This window comes from Paenibacillus sp. URB8-2 (genome assembly GCF_013393385.1).
Classification (GTDB): Bacteria; Bacillota; Bacilli; order Paenibacillales; family Paenibacillaceae; genus Paenibacillus_AQ.
In genome coordinates this window covers 1515269-1537397 of record NZ_AP023239.1, presented here as the reverse complement: position 1 = coordinate 1537397, position 22129 = coordinate 1515269, and the positions used below count along the sequence as shown (strand labels likewise).

Genomic DNA, 22129 nt, shown 5'->3' with positions numbered 1-22129 from the left:
AACATGACTTATTTAGGAAGTGTTCCGACTACGCCTTTGGCCAGCCAGTTCATGCCCAGCACTTCTTCAAGCGTAAGACTCTTTCCTGCCGGAACTTTCTCATTGCCCTGGTTGTCGCTGATCGGGCCCGTGAAGACATCCAACTCACCGCTGATGATCTTCGCCTTGGCATCCGTCACAAGCTTCTGAACATCCTCAGGCACCTTGTTGCCGAACGGAGCCAAATCCACCATGCCGTCAGCCATGTCGCCGGAATACTGTTCATTTGTCCAGGTTCCGTCCATCACGGATTTTACAGTCTTCGTGTAGTACGGTCCCCAGTTCCAAACAGGGTTCGTCAAATAGTTGTCTGCCGCGTATTTCTTCATATCCGAGTCGTTGCCGCCCGCAAATGCTCCGCGTTCCGCAGCAGCCTGCAGCGTAGCCGGGGAATCCTGGTACGCAAGCAGCACATCGGCGCCTTTATCCAGCAAGCTGATCGCGGCCTGGCGTTCCGTTGTCGGATCATACCATGTGTTTGTCCATACGACGTCGACCTTGACATCCGGATTTACACTTTGCGCCCCAAGCGTAAACGCATTGAGGTTGTAGATAACCTCGCTGATCGGAAAAGCGCCAACATAACCGAGATGGTTGCTCTTGGTCATTTTGCCTGCGGCAATACCCGTCAGATAGCTCGCTTGATAGTTCTTGCCGAAGTAAGTCCCCATGTTGCCCGCGGTCTTGAAGCCGGAAGCATGGTCAAACTTGACGTTCGGAAATTTATTCGCCACATTCAGTGTGTAGTCCATGTATCCGAAGCTTGTTGTAAAGACAATGTCGTGACTTTGAGCCAGCTCGGTAATAATGCGCTCGGCGTCGGCCCCTTCAGGGACATTTTCAACGGTATCGGCTTTAATTCCGAGTTCTTCCTCCATGGCTTTGCGGCCTTGATCGTGCTGGTAAGTATAACCGCCGTCGCCGGGAGGCCCGATGTATACGAACGCCACCTTCGGTTTCTCTCCGGACGGCTGTGCTGACGCACCGGCTCCTGCCGTCGCCGTTGCTGCCGGCTCCGAAGACGCTCCTGCGTTCCCTCCCGTATTGTTGCCGCCGCAGCCTGCAAGTACAATCGCAAGCACAAACAGCAGCATGAAGCTCAAACTAAATGCCCGACCCCTCTGTTTCATTGTTTTCCTCCTCCTAAAATGTCGTGTAGCATAGAAGCTTACACAATATGAACTGGCCGTTTCCGGCCTAAGCTCCTTCATTTTGGGCTCCGGTTAATTTATACCTCTAACTATAATGAGGCCGGAGCCGTGCGTAAATTTATATAACATACGTTTGTGCATAATGATAAAAAGGAGGGATTATTTTGTGCAAATCGCACTAACCCAAGCCTTAATATATTTAAAATTGTTAGAAATTATAACATAGGCGCGTTTCACATGTCGGCAGAGTCCCGATTCCGGTCGTTTCTAAGCAACCACTGGCGTCGGACCTTCATGAAATCCCCTTCGGTATCGGCGTCCATGGAGAATAATGGAGAATCACCTTCAATCACCGCACCTTTATAGGCAGGAGAATGAAGGATGCTTGCCGCGCCGCGGTCACCGTCGAGCTGCTGAAGAGCCGGAAACAGTGATTTGGAGAACAGGGCCGGCGGCATGATCGTCCCATCGCCTCGGCTGGCCACATAATCCAGATCCGGTGAACGCCGAAAGGTATCGATCAAGCGTCCGACCAGCCCCGCCGTTATGAACGGCTGGTCGGCAAGAGCCACTACCACCGCATCCGGTTCGGTCGGCAACACCGCATTGAGGCCGCAGCGGAGGGAGAAGGACAGCCCCAAATGGGCAGTCAAGCAAGTTTCCGTCCGTCTTGATCCCCGAACTCCGCTCTCGGGCGGCAACCACTCCAGCTTGTCATCGGCCCTTACAACCACGGCCAGCGGCTCAAGGCCGCAGCGTTCCAATTCACTGAGCGCGACGCTCCCAAGCGCGACGCCCTGCGTCAGCCTCAGAGAAACCTTGGGGGTGCCCATCCTGCTGCTCTTCCCCGCCGCCAGGTAAATTCCGGCTACTTTCAACGTTATCCGCTCCTTTCGGCTGTTTGCGCGAACCCGCTCTTCTCACCTGAATCATCTCTGCAACGATACTGACGGCTATCTCTTCCGGCCCTTCTCCGCGAATCGGCAGTCCGACGGGCGCGTGCAGCGTCTCCGGCGCATTTAGCCCCTCCATCAGCAAGCCTATTCTTGCGGTGGAGCCAATAATCCCGATATAATGCGGCTCATGCTCAAGCACGCTTTCTAGGAACATTCGGTCCCGCTGAAACTGATGGCTGCAGATCAGGACATAATCGTTTCTGCCGATCCGAAGCCGCTCAGCGGCCTCTTGCGGAGAACAAAATACTCTTTCCTCTGCCGGGAGTTCATTCTTCACGCTGGCTTCACGCCAGTCCGCCACCGCTATCCGAAATCCGGTTCTGAACGCTAAATCAGCGATGGGACGGCTGTCATGTCCGGGACCGAACAAAATCAGACGCGGTTTGGGAACAAGCAGCGTTATGAAGGAGGCTTCGCTCCAGCCGCCCGCCGACTGTGTCTCCTGCGCTCCGGCAGCCAGTTCCAGCGAATAGGCATAGCTGCCGCCTGCCCGGCTGCGCCGCAGAATCACGCTTTGACCGGAGGCCATCCGGTCATGGGCTTCAACCAGCAACTTTCTAAGGTCGTCTTTTACAGGCTCCAGCACGACTTTAATCTTGCCGCCGCAGCCCACCGCTTCTCCCCAGGAAAAATCACCAGGAGACAGCATATCATATTCTACGGTTTCCGGCATCCCCGAATCCCACACTTCCCCGGTCCGGAGCTGCAAATCGCTTTCGAGACATCCGGGACTAAGGCTTCCTATCGTTCCTCCATCATGATATAGCATTGCCGATCCGGCCTTTCGGTATGAATGTCCTTCCACAGAAATCAGCGTGGCCAACACAGCTGGAAGGTCGTTTCTCTTAATGTGGGCCGCAATATCATAAGCGCTCATGAAACTCCCTCCATACAGTCTCCTGCAGTCAGCCTTTAGCCGCCTCCCTTGATCGTATTCAGCCGCGCTCCAGCATTTTACGGAACAAAAACGCCAGCTGCAGCCGCAGCAAATCGTCGGTCTTCTTGAAATCGACGTCCAGCAGCTCGCTCAGCTTCTCCATCCGGTAAGTGGCTGTATTGCGATGAATGAACAGCTTCTTGGCCGTTTCGTTGATATGGCCGTCATTTTCCAGAAAAGCTTCCAATGTATGCAGCATTTCCCTTACGTACTCAGGTTCGCGGCCAAGCAATCCGGCCAGGGTGCGGCTGCAGTATTTTTGCATCATTTCGGCGGGAACCTGCTGCAGCACCATGGCCAGCTCAAGCTGGCGGTAATGCGCAACCTGCTGTCCGGCATTCCAGTGGGCCGTCAAGCGCATGGCTTCCTTCACTTCGGCAAAAGCTTCCCGGATCTCCTCCGGCTTGCTCTTCCGGCAGCTGACCGCCGCCCGGGGGTAGCAGCCTTCACTGATCTCCAGCTTGTCGAAGCAAGCCTCGATCATGCCGCTAAAGAGCTCCGGGGCCAGCCGTTCCCCCGAGTAAATTGACAGCAGCCCTTCATCTACTATTAGGTGAAAAGCCTGCATCTTTCCAAGCTCCGGATGCTGCACATACTCTTCTTTCAGGCGGGTCAACTCGTGCTGCCTCAGTTCTCCCGCTTCGGTCACATCGCTAAGAACAAACTGAAACGCCCCTTGCAGCAATCCGGGGTCCATGGCGTCAGCCGCTTTTGCCAGCTCGATACACGACAGATCACCTTTAAGACAGCGGCGAAGCTGCCTGCCGAATTCTCTGTGCAGATCCTGCTCGAAATAATCCTGGGCGCCTGACCGGATGTGATACGCGATAAGTTCGGCTCCCTGAACGAACAGGCTCTCTTCCATGGATAGCAGCAAGGGGTCGATGGAACAAAAGACGAGATAGCCCGCGCACTCTTCCCCCTGAAGGAGAGGAAGGCGGTAACCCGCCTCCTCTCCGATGCGCACCTTGCGGTTCTTATTCCCCCACGGCCATCCGCCCAGCAGTTCCCTTTCGCTGTGGGGGGAGTTGTTGAAGAGCAGTTCCCCGCGGCTGCCGATAACGGCCAATGGATGGCCGATACACTCGGAGACGGACTCCAGCAGCGAACGGCTGCGCACGGGGCGCAGAGCAAAACGCATCAGCTTCCGCTGCTTCTCAAGGACGGATTGCAGCGCGCCTGTGCTGCGGGCGAGCTCCGCACGGAACAGGCCGTTCATCTGGTCCGAGAACGTAAACTGGAACGGCAGCTCGATAAGCGGGAAGTTCAGCTCTTCCGCTTCGGCAATCAAAGCTTCAGGGACCGTTTCCCAGAAACGCCCCAGCTTGATCCCGAGTCCCGACGAGCCCCTCCGGTTGAGCTTATGAAGCAGTGCCGACGCCTGCTCAGGATTATCTTTGATGAGGTAGGCGGTCGTTAGAAGCATTTCGCCTTCCTTGATCCAGTCTGAAATATCCGGGGCATCCATCACATTGATCGACTTAACGATTCTGCGAGTTCCTTTGGAACCGGCAATCAGCTTTGCTTCCGACAAAGGATATATCGATAAAGCCTCTTCGACCGTAAGGTGCATGCCGCCCCTCCTCCGTTATATTTATAAAATCAAAACTTTTATGTTTTTTTGTGTTACTTTATGTAACATTATAAAGAATATGCCCCCCTTTGAAAAGATTAAAGTTTAGAAACTCCGCTTTATGTTATGTAACTTCACATATATTTCTTGTTGAATTTCTTCGATGTTGTCACCGGATAAAAAGAAAGAGCTGCCCGTCGTGGAATTTTCCGCGGGACAGCCCTGTATTTATTATTGAATCAAAGAAGGAACGGCCGCAAATCCTTTAAAGGACGGATCAAACCAGCGCCGGCTTCCAGATTTGGTTCGCCCATGCCAGCAGGCGCAGATCCTGGCCGAAGCCTCCGATTATGGACAGTCCGAGCGGAAGACCGCCGGGACCATTGACCGGGAGTGTAATTTGCGGAAGGCCGGCCAGGCCAGCGATGCAGCAGAGCGACATGGCTCCGCTGCGGTTAAACTCCAGCTGAGCCGCATCTCCTCCGGACAGTGGCGCCGCTCCGGGCACCGTCGGAATGACCAGCGCCCCGTCCTCGCCAAGCATATTGCCGAGACGGACAGCGACTTCCTTCCGGAACGACTCGGCAGCGTCATGATTCTGTCCGTACAGTTCTTCCGCCAAGGCAAAGCGGGCGGCGATATCCGGCCCGAACGTCGGACGCTGCTTCCGGACCCAGCTTCCGTGCGTCTCCCATATTTCACTGCCCTGAAGCTCCCGGAAGACATCCATCCATGCCTTAAGCCCTTCTGGAGCAACTTCGGTGTCCATACTCCGCCCGGCGCCGGCCTGCAAAAGCTTCAATGCGCCGGACAATACTCCGGCGCTTTCCGGTTCCGCCAGACTCCAGGCATCCCTGGCGACAAACAGTGTGCTCATGTTCTTCATACCAAGAACAGCCTCGCCGCCTGCCGCTGCGTCCGGGCCAGCTGCTGTCTCCGCCGTATTCTCTCCTCTATGCATGCCTTCGAGCAGCACTTTGCCGACCCGTAGGAGCAGTTCAGGGCTCCCCGCCATCCAGCCGACGGTATCGAACTGCGGAGCAAGCGGAATTACGCCGCTCATTTCGACCGCTCCGTGACTCGGCCGGAAACCATAGATACCGCAGTACGCGGACGGTACGCGGATCGAGCCTCCCGTATCCGTTCCGAGCGCGCAGTCGACGCTTCCCGCGGCGACAGCGACCGCCGAGCCGCTGGATGATCCGCCGGGAATTCTTCCCTTCCCGCGCGGGTTCACCGGCGTTCCGTAATGAACATTCTCCCCGCCGAGGCTGTACATCAGTTCATCCGTATGGGCAGCTCCCCTGAGAGCAGCCCCCGCCATCAGCAGACGGCGAACCGCTTCGGCATGCTCCGCCGCCGCCGAATGGCTGAGCAGCCAGTCCGGATTACCGGCCGACGAGGCATGCCCCTTGATTGCAAATACATCTTTAACCGCAAACGTCACTCCGTCCAGAGAGCCGCGCGCAAGCGGTTGGACCTCAAGTCCGGGATCGATAAACGCTCCATACCGGTTGTCCAAGCTCATCCGCTCTTTCCTCCTTCCGCTTTCTCTTCCCCTAGAACATCATCTGAATAAGTAGTAAAGGATTTGTATTCGCAATCGCCCTTTTCGCACCGCGCGCAGCTCTCGCCGCACGGTGTGGCGCCGCATGACGATGTTCGAACACATGCAGCTTAACTGCTGTCAAATACCAAGCAGCGTGACAGGCGAAGCGGAATTTCTCCGCCTACTTTTTAACAAAGAGGCTTCTTGCCAGGCCCAAGCTGGAAAATCTCCAGCTAAATCCGGCATTTCAGCCAAAAATAAAGAAAAAGCGGGCAACAAGCGGGAGGTTTTCCCGCTCGTTGTCTAAAATATCGTTTTTCCGAAAATTTAAAGGGATGTTTTCCCATTTATTCGTTTTTGCAAGTACATGCATGAGAGCAAGCGCAAGCCCAATCCTCCTTTAACCTCTGACAGGATGCTATTGGGTTATCTCCCTGCGTATCTAACCTTACATTCGCCTCCTTTTCCGAGGCTCAACGCTACCAGCCGATGGCGGCTCCGTCACAGCGCGGATCGGTCCCGCCGCTGCGGTAGCCGTTGTCATCAATGCTGATTACATGGGCATGGCCGGCAAGTCCATCATAGTCCGCCGCCTTCCGCACCTTGTGGCCGGCTGCTGCCAGTTCTTCCAGCACAGCGTCCCCAACTCTGCTCTCCACGGTCAGCTCCTGGGTCGGTTCGCCCCACGTTCTGCCCCAGACAAACCGCGGCTCGTCGACCGCCTGCTGGGGATTCATCCCGTAATGCAGCATCCGGGTCAGCAGCAGCGTCTGGGTCTGCGGCTGGCCTTCGCCGCCCTGGGTACCGTAAAGGATAGCGGGCTTGCCGTCCCGGCAGGCCATCGCTGGCATCAGCGTATGGAAAGTCCGCTTATGCGGCTCCAGCGTGTTGACCGCGGCCGGGTCCAGCGAGAAGAAGGAGCCCCGGTTCTGCAGCAGAATGCCGGTGCCGCCCGGGGCGGCTCCCGACCCGAATTCGAAGTACAGGCTCTGGATGAAGGAAACCGCATTGCCTTCCGCATCCACAACCGCCGCATAGGCCGTATCCCGGCCGGTAGGCTCGCTGGACAACGCGGCTGCGCTGCGGGGCGAAATCAATGCCGCAAGCTGTGCCGCGTAAGTCTTATCCAGCAGCCGGTTCAGCGGAATCTCACTGAATTCGGGATCGGTAAGCACCGAGTCGCGGTCGCGGAAGCTGGCCTTGATCGCTTCTACGAGAAGATGATAATATTCATACGAACCATGCTGAATGCCGCTGAAGTCAAACTTTTCCAATATATTCAGCGCCATCAGCGCGGCGAATCCTTGTGAATTGGGCGGAGCCTGATGGACGGTATAGCCGTGATAATCCGTCCGGATCGGCTCGCACCAGTTACCCCGGTGGTCGGCAAAGTCCTCGCGGAGCAAGTAACCGCCGGCCTCTGCCAGCCCGTCGCAAATCGCCCCGGCGATTTCTCCTTTATAAAAGGCGTCGCGGCCCCCGGAAGCCAGAATGGAAAGCGACCGGGCCAGGTCCTTCTGCACGAACTTCTCTCCGGCCTTCGGAATCCGTCCGCCCGGCATATAGATGGCTGCCGCCTCAGGCGACAGCGAAGCGCCGGCAAGCACGGTATTGGCATGCTGATCCGGCGACAGCGGAAAGCCTGTAGACGCGTAATCGATCGCGGCCTCCAGTACCTCCGCCAGCGACAGACGACCGTACCGGCTCAGCACTGCGTCCCAGCTGTCGGCCATGCCGGGCACGGTAACCGCGCTGCGGGCGCCCCGCCGCGGAATCGCGGCTTCACCGACGAACCGGCCGCGGTGCACCCCGTAACCGGAGCGGCCGCTGCCGTTATAGGCCTGGACACGGCCTTCATCAGCGCTGTAAGTCAGCCAGAAGGCATCGCCGCCAAGGCCCGTCATATGCGGGTAGACGACCGCCAACGCCGCGCTGACGGCCACCGCCGCGTCGAAGGCGTTCCCGCCCTTTTGCAAAATCCGCGCACCTGCGGCGGACGCCAGGTAATGCGGGCTGACTACCATCGTTTTTGTACCGATTACCGGTCGCTTTGTCATAAGCTTTTCCCTCCCGTGAATTAATGTCATTTAACATTACACAACCGGCCAAAGTCAACCGGAAGCGCGCATTCCAAAGACGGCGCACCCGCGATTTGTGTACGGTGCACAAAGTTCCCGCCGGAGGGCTTCGAAAAGAAATATAATGAGAATGCATTCATACGGATTGTATAGAATGGGCTCCAAAGGGGGAAAGGGTTTGAGACCGACTCAAAAAGATTATATAGAGCTTGTCGTTTCGATGTGCAGAACAGGAATTATCGGCTACGGCGGCGGCCCTTCGGTAATTCCGCTGATCCGCCATGACGCCGTCATCCGGTATAAGTGGCTCAGCGACGAGGAGTTTGGAGAAACGCTGGCGCTGGCCAACGCGCTGCCGGGACCGATTGCGACCAAAATGGCCGCTTATTTAGGATACAAGCGCAAAGGGGCATGGGGAGCGTTCCTCGCCGTAATTGCGCATATTTTGCCCAGCGTTCTTGCCATGATTCTGCTGTTGTCCGCCGTTAACTACCTGGCCGGCTCGAAGGTCGTCAAGGGAATGATCGCCGCCGTATCGCCCGTCATCGCCGTCATGCTCGGCGTCATGGCGTACGAATTTGCGAAAAAGGCCGTCAAGGGCCTCGGCATCGCAGCCGGAGCGGCCTTCATGCTGCTCGCCCTGCTCCTGCTTGAGGTGCTGCATGTCCATCCGGCTATCGTCATCGTGCTGTTTCTCGCTTACGGCGCCGTGCATTACCGGGCTGTGGCCGGCCGCCGCGGCAGTCAAGGAAAGAAGGAGGGAACGCCATAAATGGAATGGATTAAACTGATTATCGGATTCTTTATCGCCAATCTGCTCGGCTACGGCGGCGGACCTTCCTCCATTCCGCTCATGTATGAAGAAATCGTCCCACATTACCACTGGCTGACAGACGGGGAATTCTCCAACATGCTGGCGCTGGGCAACGCGCTGCCCGGACCGATCGCCACCAAGGTGGCGGCTTACGTCGGCTTCCAGATTTACGGCTGGGCGGGAGTGCTTGCGGCGCTGCTGGCCACGGTCCTGCCGTCGGCCGCCGCCCTGATCGTTCTGCTGCGGGTGCTGCAAAAATACCGCCAGTCCAAGGTTGTCAAAGGGATGACGCTGCTCGTCCAGCCTGTTATCGCCATCATGATGGCCGTATTGACCTGGCAGATGGGAAAAGGGCCCGCCGCTTCCATTGGAATTTGGCAGACCCTGATCATTGCGGCCATCGCGTTCTGGGCAATGGAACGCCGCAAAATCCATCCCGCTCTCGTCATTCTCGCCGCATTTGTCTATGGCGGACTTGTGCTCAGGTACAGCATGTAGCGGCCGGGCCGGACGTCTGCGGGGCAATCATATTTTCAAAAAAATTGAGAAACGGCTGCCGCCCTGTTCGGGGATCGGAGCCGTTTCTTTTTTACGATTTCAAAATGTACTGGGACAGCACGGCCTGCACCTCGTAAATATTCACGCTCTTGTTGAAGGTCTTCTTCAGCGGGAGCGAACTGCCGGATACAAAAAGGCACAGCTCCGCGTCAAGATCGAAGTGCCCCGCCGTCTCTACGGAATAATGCGTGATGCTTTTGTAGGGAATGGAGTGATACGCCGTCTTTTTGCCGGTTACACCCTGCTTGTCGACCAGAATCAGCCTTTTGTCCGTAAAAATAAACATGTCGCGAATCAGCTTGTAGGCTCGCTCGATCTGCTCCCCGGGGGCCAGAATTTGTCCGTACTCCTTGCGGGCCGTATTGAGATCCACCTGGGATGCATTGCCGAGCAGGCCGTCAAAAAATGCCACCTTCGCTCCCTCCTCCTGATCATCCTGTTATGACGGCATGCCGCCCTATCACCATACATATTGAAAAAACAGGCGGGTATTCCGGTTTTACCGCTTTGACATGCTAAAGGACGCGGAGGAAAAATTTCTTGCTATTGGCAACCTATTCTTTTAAAATTATTGTAACTTTGTTAATGAGGGAGGTGAGGAAAGATGAATTATGAGGATCTGGGTAACATGGTCAGCCGCTTGCCTATAGCGACGGCGGGCATCGTTCATGCTTTTGGCGTCAACGGGAGAAGTCTGTCCTTTTTTGCCAAAATCATAACGCCTGACCACCCAGAAATGTCTTTCCTGCCTTCCGACCGTACAGCTTAACTAGGGCTTACACGGACAAGGCCGCGGGGAACGTTTCCCTGCGGTCTTTTTGTATTGTCCTTGCACGAAAGACGGCAGGGGGCGTTTTCCGGATGATTACCCGCTCGGTGGCCCATAGGGTCCGCCGAAGCCTAAAGGAGAATCCCCATGATCATACAATGTCAAAATGTGCAAAAATATCACGGTGCTCAAGAAGTGCTGAGCGATATCACGCTGGCCGTCCGCCAAGGCGAAAAGGTTGGCCTTATCGGCCGCAACGGCTGCGGCAAAACGACCCTGTTCCGCCTCCTGAGCGGCGAAGAAGCGCCCGACAGGGGACAAATTGCCATCCGCAGAGGCAGCACCGTCGGGCTGCTGGCCCAAATCCAGGAGGGCGGCGGAGATACGGTGTACGCCGTCCTCCAACGCAGCTTCGCCGAACAGCTGGCGTGGCAGCGGCGACTGCGGGAGCTTGAGCAGGAAATGGCCGGCTTGAACGCAGGCGGCGAGGAGCGCTGGAACGGGCTGCTGCGCGAATACGGCTCGCTCCAGGAGAAATTCGAAGCTGCCGGAGGCTATGAAATCGAGGCCGAAATCCATCGCGTCGCATCCGGACTTGGCATCGGAAGCGAGCAATTCGGGCGGCCTTTCGCCTCCCTCTCCGGTGGTGAGAAGACCAAAGTGGGCCTGGCCGCGCTGCTGCTGCGGCGTCCGGACGTGCTGCTGCTCGATGAGCCGACCAACCATCTAGATATGGCCGCCATCGAGTGGCTTGAGCAGTTCCTGCGGGACTACGCCGGAACCGTGGTCGTCATCTCCCATGACCGCTATTTTCTCGATGCGGTTATCACGAAGGTGATCGAGATCGAGGACGGCGAGGCCATCACCTATCATACGAATTACACCGGCTTCCAGAAAGAGAAGGAAGCCCGGCTGCTCCAGCAGTTCGCCGATTACCAGGAGCAGCAGAAAAAAATCAAAAAAATGCAGGAAAGCATCAAACGGCTGATCGAATGGGGCAACAACTCCAATCCGCCCAACCCTTCCTTTCACCGCCGCGCGGCTTCGATGCAGAAAGCGATGGACCGGATGGTCAAGATCAAGCGCCCCGTGCTGGAGCGCAAAAGCATGGATTTGCAGCTCGAGCAGCAGGACCGTTCGGGCAGCCGGGCGCTGATCCTTGACGGCGTTAGCAAATCCTACGGGAATCGCGTCCTGTTTACGGGAGCCGAGGACGTTCTTCGCTACGGCGAGGCCGCCGCGATGATCGGCGGCAACGGTGCGGGCAAAAGTACGCTGCTGCGCATCATACTGGGCCTGGAGCAGCCCGACGCCGGAAGCTGCACGCTCGGCGCTCGGGCATCCGTCGGCTATCTGGCGCAGGAAGCCGTCCCGGAAGACGCCGGGCTGTCGGTCCTGAAATATTTCCGCGAGGAGGCAGGAATGGAGGAGGGCGAAGCCCGAGGGCAGCTTGCAAAGTTCCTGTTCTATGGGAGCGATGTGTTTAAGATCGTCGGAGGGCTGTCCGGAGGAGAATGGACGCGGCTGCGCTTCGCCGTCATCATGCACCGCCGGCCCAATCTGCTCATTCTCGACGAGCCGACCAATCACCTGGACATCGACTCTAGAGAAGCGCTGGAAGAAGCGCTAGAGGAATTCCCGGGAACGGTCCTTGCGGTTTCCCATGACCGTTATTTCATCAACCGCTGCTTCGGCAAATTATGGACGATTGAAGATGGAAAGTTCTCCGTATTTTCAGGCAGCTATGAGTATTTCAAGGAAAAGCGGGCGGAGAAGGAAACATGGATTACCCGTTCTTCCGAAGCCGGCGGACAGGAATCGCAAGCCGCGCCGGGGAAAGCCTCTTTCCCCGCGCCCCTGGGAGACGTAAAATCTCCGGAACGTTCGCGTTCCGCACAATCAAGGGAAATCCGCAGCGCCGCTTATTGGGAGAAGGAAATTGCGGAAGCCGAGAAGCGGCTTCGGGAGATCGACGCGGCGATGCTTGACCCGCAGCTTGCAAGCGACGCCGCCCGGCTGTCCGTCCTCCACGCCGAAAGGGAAACGGTGCAGCATGGACTTGACGCTATGTATGAGGAATGGCTTGGAAGTTCCCATCAATAACTGATAATCGGGCGAGATGCAGAAAAGCCGCTTCTTCTTGGCGAAGAGGCGGCCTTATTTCATTCTTTTGTCCTATGATCTATATATAAGCGGTCCCTGAATTATCTAGAAAAGGTCATAAACCAGCCGATTAACGAAATCCATAACGGGATGCTGATCAGAATCCCCCACAAAAGTCCTGCCGAGAAGTGGCCTTCGGTGTGAACTTTGACACTTTCCTGCTTCAGCGGCAATCTCAAATTCTCATGTTTTTCCATGCGATCCCCTCCTACCTAATCTTATCGTCACAAAAGAGGAAAAAATTTAGACCGCCGGACCTAAAATTTTTTTGTCTCGGGTAAATTCATTATAGCCAAAAAGACTCAGCGGGTATACTTTTAATGTAAGCACTTTCATAAACATATTTTAAACGATTTTGGCATTTTTTTAAACAAAAAAATTCATTTTCAATTATGTATTTTTTGTAAACGATCCTAATCCAAGATAACCGCCTTATCCGGGTGCCGCAAAAATTCAAACATCGTACGAATCTGTTTCTCCGTGTTCCGCCCCACCGACAGGTCCGGAAGTTCTTCTTCCTTGAAAAAACCGACATCGCTCGTCTCGAGACCCCCTGCCGCCTCTCCGCCGACAATCTCGCACAAAATAAACAGCTTGTAGATATGATAAGGGTCCGGCGGATGACCGTGGAATTTCTTGTCCAGCACGCCGAGCAAGCGCACCGCTCTTGCCGTGAACCCCGATTCTTCGCGGATCTCCTTGACGGCAACTTCGCTCGGCGAATAACCGATGTCGGCCCACCCTCCGGGCAGTGACCATTTACCGTCTATTTTTTCGCGGACCATCAGAATCCGGTCTTCCCGGAATACGACGCCCCGAATATCGACCTTCGGCGTACTGTAGCCTTTGTCGCCTGCGAAGGACATTCTGATTGTCTCCCTGCTCTCGAAAGTGTAGTTGGCCATAATATCCACGCTCAGCTCCCGAAGCATCTCATACCGCTCGATGTCGTATACATCCTTCGCATACTCCAGCCCCGTCTGGGCGATCGCTTGAATCTCCTTGGCCCAAGTCAACCATTTTTCCTCCATACTATCCCTGCTCCTCTCCGGTCTCCGTCTAATCCGTTCCTGAACTTTACAGTTTTACCTAGTCTATCATGGCTGCGGCGCGCGAAACAACTTGGCGGCTTCGTGTGTGATTTTGAGGCAATATTCCAGATTTTGATTGTGCGGGGTTTATTCCAGTATAATAATGTCTATGGAGCGGCGAATCCATTTCGACGCATCCGTCACAAGCCGCAGGCTTGCGACCCCGTAAATCCAGGAGGTACATAATCATGACTTACGCAGCCTATTTTGAATCCCGCCGGGACGAACACTTGAACGAGCTGAACGAATGGCTTAAGATCCCCAGCATTTCTGCATTGTCAGAGCATAAGAAGGATGTATTGGCAGCGGCTCAGTGGCTCGCGGATACACTGAAGAAAGCGGGACTCGAACATATCGAAATTCACCCGACCGACGGTCATCCCGTTGTCTACGCGGACTATCTGCATGCACCAGGCAAGCCGACTCTGCTTGTCTACGGACACTATGACGTCCAGCCGGTTGATCCGCTGAATCTTTGGACGACTCCGCCGTTCGAGCCGAATATCAGAGACGGCAAGCTGTACGCCCGCGGAGCAACCGACGATAAAGGCCAGGTCTTCATGCATATTAAGGCGCTGGAAGCGGTATTGAAGCAGGAAGGCACTCTGCCGGTTAACATTAAGCTGTGCATTGAAGGCGAGGAGGAAATCGGCAGCGTTCATCTTACTTCTTTCCTGGAAGCTCATAAAGACATGCTGGCAGCGGACGCTGTGCTTGTCTCCGACACCTCGCTTCTGGAACGCGGAAGACCGGCTATTTGCACCGGACTCCGGGGCCTCTGCTCGATGGAAGTCGGCGTTACGACCGCTGCCACGGATTTGCACTCGGGCTCATATGGCGGCGCCGTTCCAAATGCGCTGCACGCTCTCGTCTCCCTGCTGGCGTCGCTGCATGACGATAAAGGCCGCGTCGCCGTGGACGGCTTCTATGAAGGCGTTCCCGACCTGTCTCCGCTGATACGCGAAGAATTCGCCAAGCAAGGCCTCGACGAAGAGAAGATTCGGGAGGGACTCGGACTGTCCGCACTCTACGGCGAAGAAGGCTATACATTTGTCGAACGCGTCGGAGCCCGGCCAACGCTGGAGCTTAACGGCGTTTACGGCGGCTTCCAGGGCGAAGGCACCAAGACGGTTATCCCGAAAGAGGCCCATGCCAAAATCACCTGCCGTCTGGTCGGCGACCAGAATCCCCAACATATTCTCGACGCGATTGAAGCCCATTTGAAATCGCATATTCAGCCGGGGGCGAAGCTCCATGTGCGGCAGATTGAGAAGGCGTTCGCCTTCAACATCGATCCGTCGAACGCCTACCTTCAACTGGCGGCGGACGCTTACGGCAAAGTCTACGGCACACGTGCCCTGTTCACCAAGGACGGCGGCTCCATCCCGATCATGGAAAGCTTCTCCCGCATCCTGAAGTCGCCGGTCGTTCTGATGGGCTTCGGACTGGACGACGAGAATCTGCACGCGCCCGACGAGCACTTCAATCTGGAGAACTTCGACAAGGGCCTGCTGACGATCGTGGAATTTTTGAAATCAGCCGGAACGGTTGGATTGGCTGCTAATTGAATCAGGACGATATGGCAAAAGGCTCTTCGCTGAAGACAGCGAAGAGCCTTTTTTCAACCCGAAAACAAACTAAAAAACCCTTGCTCTGCAAGGGTTTGAACATTTCAATATTGGAGCGGGTGATGGGAATCGAACCCACGCTATCAGCTTGGAAGGCTGAAGTTCTACCATTGAACTACACCCGCGTTTTTCATGAACATATAACATTTTAACACTCCTGCTCCAATAAGGCAATTCTTAATCAGGAGGGCAATCCAAAAATGGTAGGTTTGAGGAAAATATTTTCAAACTCCTGCGCCTTGATTGGTTTGCTGAAGAAGTAACCCTGTGCCTCATGACAGCGCTGCTGGCTCAAGAATTGCAGCTGATCTTCGTTCTCCACTCCCTCGGCTGTCACCTTCAGCTTCAAATGATGCGCCATAGAAGTGATTGTGGAGACGATGGCGGCATTGTTGCTGTCCTCCATTACCTCCGCGACGAAGGAACGGTCGATTTTTAGCCGGTCGATCGGCATATTCTTCAAATAATGCAGCGAGCTGTAACCTGTTCCGAAATCATCGATGCTAATGTATACGCCCAGCTCTTTAAGCCGCTTTAGCTGTTCGAAGGCTTTTTCTTTGTCAAGCGTCATGCTTTCCGTAATTTCAAGGTCCACATAACATGGATCGAGACCAATCCGCTTTAAAAATTCTCCGATCTTGCCTGCCAGGTTCGGCTGGAGAAACTGCCGCATGGACAAATTGACCGAAACGCAGATCGGACGGTATCCCGCGACCTGCCATTCCTTGTTCTGACGGCATGCGGTTGTGAGTACCCACTCCCCGATCGGAACAATCAGCCCGCTCTCCTCGGCTATGGGAATGAATTCGGCCGGAGACACGAGTCCGCGTTTCGGATGCTCCCAGCGCAGCAGCGCCTCCATGCCAACCAGCTCCTTCGAGGACAGTTGAACCTGCGGCTGGTATACAAGGAAGAATTCGTCCCGCTCCAGCGCTCTCCGAAGATCGTTCTCCAGCTTTAGCCTTTCTTTTGCCTTCATCTGCATCAGTGGCACGTAACGGCGGATGTCCACTCCATGTTCCTTGGCATTATGAACGGCGGCGTCCGCGTTCTGAATGATCTGCTCCGCCGTCTCTCCGTCACCGGGGTACACGCAGATGCCGAGGCTAAGTGAAATATGGTACTCGCCCGAATCCAGATCGATCGGCTTCTCGAACAGTTGGAGCAGCTCTCTTGAACGGAGAAGGCAGCTTTCCAGATCGACTCTGTCCGTCATCAGAAAAGCGAACTCGTCTCCTCCCATACTGAACAATTCCTCGCCGTGCCGGCCTGCTTCTTTAATCCGCTGAGCCACCAGCTGCAGCAGATGGTCTCCGGCACAATGGCCGAGCGAATCGTTTATATTCTTGAAATGATTGATATTGAGGACGGCAAGCGCTGAAAAACCGCGAATGGCAGAGGTTCTGTGGGACTCGATCACTTCTTCGACATTCAGCAGAAGCCGGCGTCTGTTCTGCAGCCCCGTCAATTCGTCATGATAAGCCAAATAATTGATCTGCGCTTCAATCTCCTGCTTCTCATAAAACGGCTCCTCAATCGTCAGTCTGTACACGCCGGTAAGCAGCAAATAATAGGCGACTCCGCTGCTCACCGCACCGAACAGCAAATCGATATTCCTGTCGTAGCCCACGTTCATATAGAACGCTTGACCCAGAGCCAAAAATACGAGCGACCTGATAATAATCAGCAGCGAGGACGATTTCTCCGCACGTTTCGGATACACGATGACGGCGATGGCTAGCAGATAAATGAGCAGCACAAGGAAATTCAGCAGTTTCCTGGCGGAATCCGCCTTTATGGGACTAACCACCTCTGGAAGGAAATAGCAACCGACTGAGAATATAACCAGTGACAGCGCAACCAAAAGGATGGATTTCCGCAGGACGCTGTTTTTGCCCGAGACGAGCATCGGAGCGTCTTCCTTCCCAAAGATCAGAAGAATGCCAATACTGCTCGCCAGCCGCGAGAAAGACAGTAGCCAAAGCGATCTGTCCTCGCTTATAACGCTCTTGATAAACGGAACTCCGACAAAACCGAACGTATGCAAAAGGTCAAATACGCAAACTCCAAGAAAAAGCGCGGACGAGTAGAGCCTCCCTCTGGATAACTGATTAGAGAAAAGAAGCCAACCTTGGGCGAAAATGGAAAATCCAAAGGCACTGGTGCACCAATTGGCAATGAGATACAGTGCAGAAAGCGTATTTCGCTCAAAAGTGCCTGCCAGCGTGATGTGCAAGCTTTGGACCAGCAGAAAAAGCGCTGCGCCGCAGACTGCTGCAAGTACCGTTTTTTTCTCTTCTCTATTCATAGGTCCCTCGCGTCTAATTATTCTCTTTAAGTCTATAAAACTTTATATCCTCCTTATAACTATCGGCTGGATAAGGCTGTAAAGTTACAGCGTTTAATCGACATTATTTAAGGAAAATACATTACAATCCCCAAAAAAGCAGCAAAACAGTGCGTATTCACGAACAATGCGGAGGAGAATATGTCCATTTTCTTCAAATATCTATATTAATATATGCACAAAAAGAACTTCCGTTATGGATGTTCTTGTTTCCGGATCGTCTACCCATCTTATACTTGTGATTTTAATCATTGAAAAGCGGTGAAAAAAATGCTAAATTACTAAAAACAAATGAGATTGATTATCAGTCTCCACCGGAGGGATTAAAATGATTGCATCAGCTTGTTGTCACTTACTGCAACTGCAACCGGGTTCCGCCGGCGCCATTCAAGAGATTCAAGGAATGAACCCTATCCTGCGCCGCCGCTTGGCCGATTTGGGAGTTTCGGAAGGTTGCACCGTCTGTCTTAAAGGAAAAGGACCTTTCCTTGGGCCTGTCATGTTGGAATGTAATGGGCAATTGCTGGCCATCCGCCGGAAAGAGGCTTCGAAAATCGTGGTGAACGTGTCATGAGTTCGATCGCGCTTCTTGGAAACCCCAACACCGGAAAGACGTCCCTTTTTAATACACTGACTTCTTCTTATGAGTATGTAGGGAACTGGGCAGGCGTCACGGTTGAGAAAAAAGTCGGCGACCTGAAAAACGGCGCAGGCACACTGATCGACCTTCCCGGCATTTACTCCCTTCACCCGCTTTCACGCGACGAAGGCGTAGCCACCCAATACCTGCTTGAAGAATCTCCGGAAGCCCTAGTCAACATCGTAGACGCTTCTCAGCTTGAACGGAATCTTCTGCTGACCGTCCAACTGCTGGAATACGGCAGGCCGATCGTCATCGGTTTGAACATGATCGACGTCGCTAAAGCAAGAGGCATTAAGGTTCATTCGGATGTTTTGCAAACCAGGCTTGGTACTAACGTGCTGCCGCTGGTCGCAAGAACAGGCAAAGGCACCTCCCAGGTACTGAGCATGCTGGAGAACTCCGCAAATATCCCGGCTGTAAACTTCAAGCTTGATTATGGAATTATTGTCGAACAAGCTGTTTCTTCCATTGAACAGGAACTTAGGCACATTTCCGATCTTCCCGATCATCGCTGGGTCGCCCTGCAATTTTTAGAGCAAAATCCGGTTATTATGCAATTCCTCAAGGATCGAACCGATATAAATCAATTGCTGGCTATCCGTGAAAATTGTCAAAACGAGCTTCAGAACAAAAAATTGGCACTTACCCTTCCGCAATGGATCCGCTCTATCCGAACCGACTACATCCGCTCGATTTGCAAAGACGCTCTGGACACATCGGGCATTAAACCCCATAACTTGACGGAACGGCTTGACTCCATACTTACGAACCGCTTTCTCGGGCTGCCCATATTCCTTGCGTTCATGTATGTGTTGTTCAAAACGACTTTTGAATGGGTTGGCGCTCCGCTTTCGGACTTGCTGGATGGTCTGATTTCCGGCCCGATCAGCAGCGGCGCAACATCTTTCCTGGATACCGTCGGGGCTTCCGAGTTCATTCACGCGTTAATCGTTGACGGCATTATCGGCGGCGTTGGCGGAGTTATCGTCTTTGTCCCGCAAATATTCATTCTGTTCCTTATTATTTCCTTCGTCGAGGATTCCGGGTACATGGCTCGTGTCAGCCTGGTTATGGACAGCATTATGGAACGGATGGGACTGAACGGTAAAGCTTTTATTCCGTTCATCATCGGCTTCGGCTGCAACGTGCCTGCCATTATGGCCGCGCGAAGCATCGAACAGCCCAAGGACCGGATGCTGACCACCCTGCTGCTTCCGCTTATGTCCTGCTCGGCGAGACTGCCGGTATACCTGTTGTTCGCCGCCGTCTTCTTCCCGCAAAACCAGGCAGCCGTCATCATGACGATGTATGCTATGGGCATTGTGTTCGCGCTGCTGCTGTGCAAGATTTTCTCGAAATATTTGTTCAAGAACGAGTCCTCGGTATTCGTCATTGAGCTTCCACCGTACCGGATGCCGCAGCTTAAATCGCTGTCCCGCAGTACATGGGAGAAGGGCAAAGGCTTCCTGCGCAAAGCGGGTTCGATCATCCTCGCCGGCTCTGTGATTATCTGGGTTATGTCTTATGCCGGACCTGCCGGATTCAACGTGGACATGGATAACAGCTTTCTCGCCAAATTCGGCGGTCTTGTGGCTCCTCTGCTTCAGCCGCTCGGTTTCGGCAACTGGCAGGCGGGTTCGACGCTCGTTCCGGGCTTTCTGGCCAAAGAGGTTGTCGTTTCGACCATGAACATTATTTACCACGCTCCGGAAACTGCCGGACTGCAAGCGCAGATTGCCCAAACGTTCACACCGCTCAGCTCGGTTAGCTTTATGGCCTTTATCCTGCTGTATACACCTTGTCTGGCTACGGTGGGCGTAATCAAGAAAGAAACGGCTTCTTGGAAGTGGACTCTCTTCTCCATCGGCTATGCCGTTGCTCTTGCCTACGTTGTGAGTCTTGTTATCTATCAAGGCGGACGGCTCCTTGGATGGGCCTAATCCGAAGCGTAAAGCCCTAAATAGAGGAAAGCGAGGAAACTCTCATGATTAGCCTATTGATTAACATCTTGATCGCTGCCGCTATCTTCGGATATTCCGGATGGATTCTTTACCGCCATGTGCAAAAAGGGAAAAAGGGAGCTTGTGCCGGGTGCGACAAAAGCAAGAACTGCTCGGCCGCTTCCCTGAACTCTCCTCTCTCCTGCTCCGGCACTGGGGATAACAGTGTTCCGCCTTCAGCAATTCGGCACAGCAGCCAAGCCGGAATGTAAGTGTTTGAATTCCCGGATGGGCGGGTATGTTTGTTATAAGCAACCGCATCCAGACTATTCCGGGGAGGTAATCCTAATGAATACGAAGAAGACATTGTTTACCACATTGGCGTTAGGCGCAGCTTATCTGCTCAAGAACAAGGACGCGCGCGACAAGCTCATGAGCGGCTTCCAATCTTTCAGCAATCAAGTCAAAGCTAAAAGATCCACCGGCAGCCCACTGTAACCAATCGGACGTTCATCCCGCTAATTATTCATACTTAAACATAAACAGACCGGCCAAGGCTATCCTCTTGGCCGGTCTGTTTATGCTGGTGTCCTCTGAATCCCCATTTCAAATAGCCGCAATCACTCGCTTGCAAGGCCCCCGCCTACAAATTAGGGGCCTGAAGGAGTGGCGCTCTTTCCTGCTATGCGGTAAAACCTGTGATTAGTGGAAGCGATATCACAAAGCTGGTCCCTTCATTAACCCGGCTTGTGACAGAAATCCGTCCCCCGTGGTTCTTGACGATCCGGTCGCTTACCGAAAGCCCCAGCCCCGTTCCGTTCTCCTTGGTGGTGAAGAACTGGCTAAACAAGCGGTTCATGGTGCATGCATCCATACCCTTGCCGTTGTCGGAGATTAATATCCTTACCTCACTGCCCTCTTTGCGCGCGCCCAACTCAATTCTCCCTGTGGAATCGTCTAAACGGTCGGATACAGCCTCAAGGGCGTTTCGTATCATATTGATCAGGACCTGTTTCATCTGCTTCACATCGACGGAAACATACAAGTCACTGGCCAAGGATTGAAGATCAATCTGGCAGCCCTTCATCAAGACTTCACTTTCTGTCAGCAGTATAACTTCCTTCAACAAGGCGGAAATGGAAGCGATTCTGGTTTGCGGAGAGGAAGGCTTGGATGAGGACAGAAATTCATGAATAATATCATTTGCCCGGTCAATCTCGGCTAATATAATTTTGGCGTATTCCTCTTTCCCCAGCCCCTGCAGATGCGGGCGAAGCAGTTGGATAAATCCGCGGATGGCGGTCAACGGATTGCGGATTTCATGGGCGATTGAGGCTGATAATTTGCCAAGCATGGCCAGATTGTCATTTTGGTAAGCGGTCTGTTCTATTCTTTTATAATCGGAAACTTCCTTGATAGTAAATAGGTAACTGCCGTTCATATCCGCTCCGTAAGATGCGTTTACTTCCCAATACCGGCCGTATTCATCCATTAATTCACACATCGATTTTCCTTTGTATACCGTCTCCCGATAGACTTTCAGCAGTTGTCTCTTTTTGGTGCGGGCCAAAGAAAGATGCGTCAATAAATCGACGATTGTGCATCCTGATAGTTCATAGCGCTGGAGTTCAAGCATCCCGTATGCCCTTGCATTAAGGAAGGTAAGGAAACCCTCTTCATCAAACAGCATGACGCCACTGTCCATATGCTCCAGAACATTCTCATATGTACTGTCCAGAAGCCCGGCTTGGAAAGGCCGCTCCGGCAGAAGCCGGCTTTCCTGAATTTCGTGTAACACGATGTGAAGTTCCCCCTTCAACTGAAATTGACGAAGCAGGAATACAAAATAAACGGGCAGTTCTGCGACATCAAATTACGCTGTCATTTCAGTAT

At 53.9% G+C, this 22129-nt stretch carries 21 protein-coding genes and 1 tRNA gene; 10 read left to right on the top strand and 12 right to left on the bottom strand.

Annotated features, from left to right (window positions below):
* Nucleotides 1-8 precede the first annotated feature (8 nt).
* The 5 genes from PUR_RS07265 to PUR_RS07245 form a co-directional block, all read right to left on the bottom strand.
* Complete coding sequence (locus PUR_RS07265; protein WP_179034658.1) at nucleotides 9-1169, bottom strand: BMP family ABC transporter substrate-binding protein; 1161 nt, start codon at nucleotides 1167-1169, stop codon at nucleotides 9-11.
* Between the two features lie 254 nt (nucleotides 1170-1423).
* Nucleotides 1424-2023, bottom strand: coding sequence for an NTP transferase domain-containing protein (locus PUR_RS07260; RefSeq protein ID WP_179034657.1), 600 nt, complete (start codon nucleotides 2021-2023; stop codon nucleotides 1424-1426).
* A complete protein-coding gene (locus PUR_RS07255; protein WP_179034656.1) occupies nucleotides 1956-3023 on the bottom strand; it encodes an XdhC family protein in 1068 nt (355 codons plus the stop codon). Before PUR_RS07255 ends, PUR_RS07260 begins: the two co-directional genes overlap by 68 nt.
* A 58-nt stretch (nucleotides 3024-3081) precedes the next feature.
* Nucleotides 3082-4656 carry a PucR family transcriptional regulator gene (locus PUR_RS07250; protein WP_179034655.1) on the bottom strand — a complete coding sequence of 525 codons (1575 nt, stop codon included), beginning with the start codon at nucleotides 4654-4656 and terminating at the stop codon, nucleotides 3082-3084.
* 277 nt (nucleotides 4657-4933) lie between these two features.
* Entirely contained in the window at nucleotides 4934-6184 is a 1251-nt protein-coding gene (locus PUR_RS07245) for an amidase (protein WP_179034654.1), read from the bottom strand.
* Between the two features lie 124 nt (nucleotides 6185-6308).
* Here PUR_RS07245 and PUR_RS07240 point away from each other — a divergent pair, with 124 nt between their 5' ends.
* On the top strand, nucleotides 6309-6512 hold the full coding sequence (locus PUR_RS07240; RefSeq protein WP_179034653.1) for a hypothetical protein: 204 nt from the start codon (nucleotides 6309-6311) through the stop codon (nucleotides 6510-6512).
* 172 nt (nucleotides 6513-6684) lie between these two features.
* Here the strand turns inward: PUR_RS07240 and ggt are convergent, their stop codons facing one another.
* Nucleotides 6685-8262 (bottom strand): gamma-glutamyltransferase, encoded by a 1578-nt coding sequence (gene ggt, locus PUR_RS07235; RefSeq protein WP_179034652.1) that lies wholly within the window; start codon nucleotides 8260-8262, stop codon nucleotides 6685-6687.
* Nucleotides 8263-8461: 199 nt separating this feature from the next.
* Between ggt and PUR_RS07230 the strand changes: the two genes are divergently transcribed.
* Both PUR_RS07230 and PUR_RS07225 read left to right on the top strand, forming a co-directional pair.
* Entirely contained in the window at nucleotides 8462-9055 is a 594-nt protein-coding gene (locus PUR_RS07230; RefSeq protein ID WP_269474708.1) for a chromate efflux transporter ChrB, read from the top strand.
* Complete coding sequence (locus PUR_RS07225; protein ID WP_179034651.1) at nucleotides 9056-9595, top strand: chromate efflux transporter ChrA; 540 nt, start codon at nucleotides 9056-9058, stop codon at nucleotides 9593-9595.
* A gap of 91 nt (nucleotides 9596-9686) precedes the next feature.
* Here PUR_RS07225 and PUR_RS07220 read toward each other — a convergent pair whose 3' ends face one another.
* Nucleotides 9687-10067, bottom strand: a complete 381-nt coding sequence (locus PUR_RS07220) for a PH domain-containing protein (RefSeq protein ID WP_179034650.1) — start codon at nucleotides 10065-10067, stop codon at nucleotides 9687-9689.
* A 192-nt stretch (nucleotides 10068-10259) separates the two neighbouring features.
* Between PUR_RS07220 and PUR_RS07215 the strand changes: the two genes are divergently transcribed.
* Entirely contained in the window at nucleotides 10260-10424 is a 165-nt protein-coding gene (locus PUR_RS07215; RefSeq protein ID WP_179033486.1) for a hypothetical protein, read from the top strand.
* A gap of 147 nt (nucleotides 10425-10571) precedes the next feature.
* The gene (gene abc-f, locus PUR_RS07210) at nucleotides 10572-12527 is read left to right on the top strand and encodes a ribosomal protection-like ABC-F family protein (protein WP_179034649.1); all 1956 of its coding nucleotides are present in this window, start codon (nucleotides 10572-10574) and stop codon (nucleotides 12525-12527) included.
* Between the two features lie 101 nt (nucleotides 12528-12628).
* On the opposite strand, the gene PUR_RS07205 is transcribed toward abc-f, so the two are convergent.
* Together PUR_RS07205 and PUR_RS07200 are read right to left on the bottom strand one after the other, a co-directional pair.
* Nucleotides 12629-12784, bottom strand: coding sequence for a hypothetical protein (locus tag PUR_RS07205; protein ID WP_179034648.1), 156 nt, complete (start codon nucleotides 12782-12784; stop codon nucleotides 12629-12631).
* A gap of 216 nt (nucleotides 12785-13000) precedes the next feature.
* Nucleotides 13001-13618 carry an NUDIX hydrolase gene (locus PUR_RS07200; protein ID WP_179034647.1) on the bottom strand — a complete coding sequence of 206 codons (618 nt, stop codon included), beginning with the start codon at nucleotides 13616-13618 and terminating at the stop codon, nucleotides 13001-13003.
* Between the two features lie 248 nt (nucleotides 13619-13866).
* On the opposite strand from PUR_RS07200, the gene PUR_RS07195 reads away from it, so the two are divergent.
* On the top strand, nucleotides 13867-15246 hold the full coding sequence (locus tag PUR_RS07195) for a dipeptidase (RefSeq protein ID WP_179034646.1): 1380 nt from the start codon (nucleotides 13867-13869) through the stop codon (nucleotides 15244-15246).
* Between the two features lie 111 nt (nucleotides 15247-15357).
* Here PUR_RS07195 and PUR_RS07190 read toward each other — a convergent pair.
* Nucleotides 15358-15431: transfer RNA gene (locus PUR_RS07190), tRNA-Gly, on the bottom strand.
* A 56-nt stretch (nucleotides 15432-15487) separates the two neighbouring features.
* The gene (locus PUR_RS07185) at nucleotides 15488-17614 is read right to left on the bottom strand and encodes a putative bifunctional diguanylate cyclase/phosphodiesterase (protein WP_179034645.1); all 2127 of its coding nucleotides are present in this window, start codon (nucleotides 17612-17614) and stop codon (nucleotides 15488-15490) included.
* A 367-nt stretch (nucleotides 17615-17981) separates the two neighbouring features.
* Here PUR_RS07185 and PUR_RS07180 point away from each other — a divergent pair, with 367 nt between their 5' ends.
* The 4 genes from PUR_RS07180 (at nucleotide 17982) to PUR_RS07165 (ending at nucleotide 20734) form a co-directional block, all read left to right on the top strand.
* The gene (locus PUR_RS07180) at nucleotides 17982-18227 is read left to right on the top strand and encodes a FeoA family protein (protein WP_179034644.1); all 246 of its coding nucleotides are present in this window, start codon (nucleotides 17982-17984) and stop codon (nucleotides 18225-18227) included.
* Nucleotides 18224-20236: a ferrous iron transport protein B gene (feoB, locus tag PUR_RS07175; protein ID WP_179034643.1), complete on the top strand. Its 2013-nt coding sequence runs from the start codon at nucleotides 18224-18226 to the stop codon at nucleotides 20234-20236. The genes PUR_RS07180 and feoB overlap by 4 nt, the downstream gene beginning before the upstream one ends.
* A 44-nt stretch (nucleotides 20237-20280) precedes the next feature.
* Complete coding sequence (locus PUR_RS07170) at nucleotides 20281-20508, top strand: FeoB-associated Cys-rich membrane protein (RefSeq protein WP_232101750.1); 228 nt, start codon at nucleotides 20281-20283, stop codon at nucleotides 20506-20508.
* 76 nt (nucleotides 20509-20584) lie between these two features.
* Entirely contained in the window at nucleotides 20585-20734 is a 150-nt protein-coding gene (locus PUR_RS07165; protein WP_179034642.1) for a hypothetical protein, read from the top strand.
* Nucleotides 20735-20918: 184 nt separating this feature from the next.
* On the opposite strand, the gene PUR_RS07160 is transcribed toward PUR_RS07165, so the two are convergent.
* The gene (locus PUR_RS07160; protein WP_179034641.1) at nucleotides 20919-22034 is read right to left on the bottom strand and encodes an ATP-binding protein; all 1116 of its coding nucleotides are present in this window, start codon (nucleotides 22032-22034) and stop codon (nucleotides 20919-20921) included.
* Nucleotides 22035-22129 lie beyond the last annotated feature (95 nt).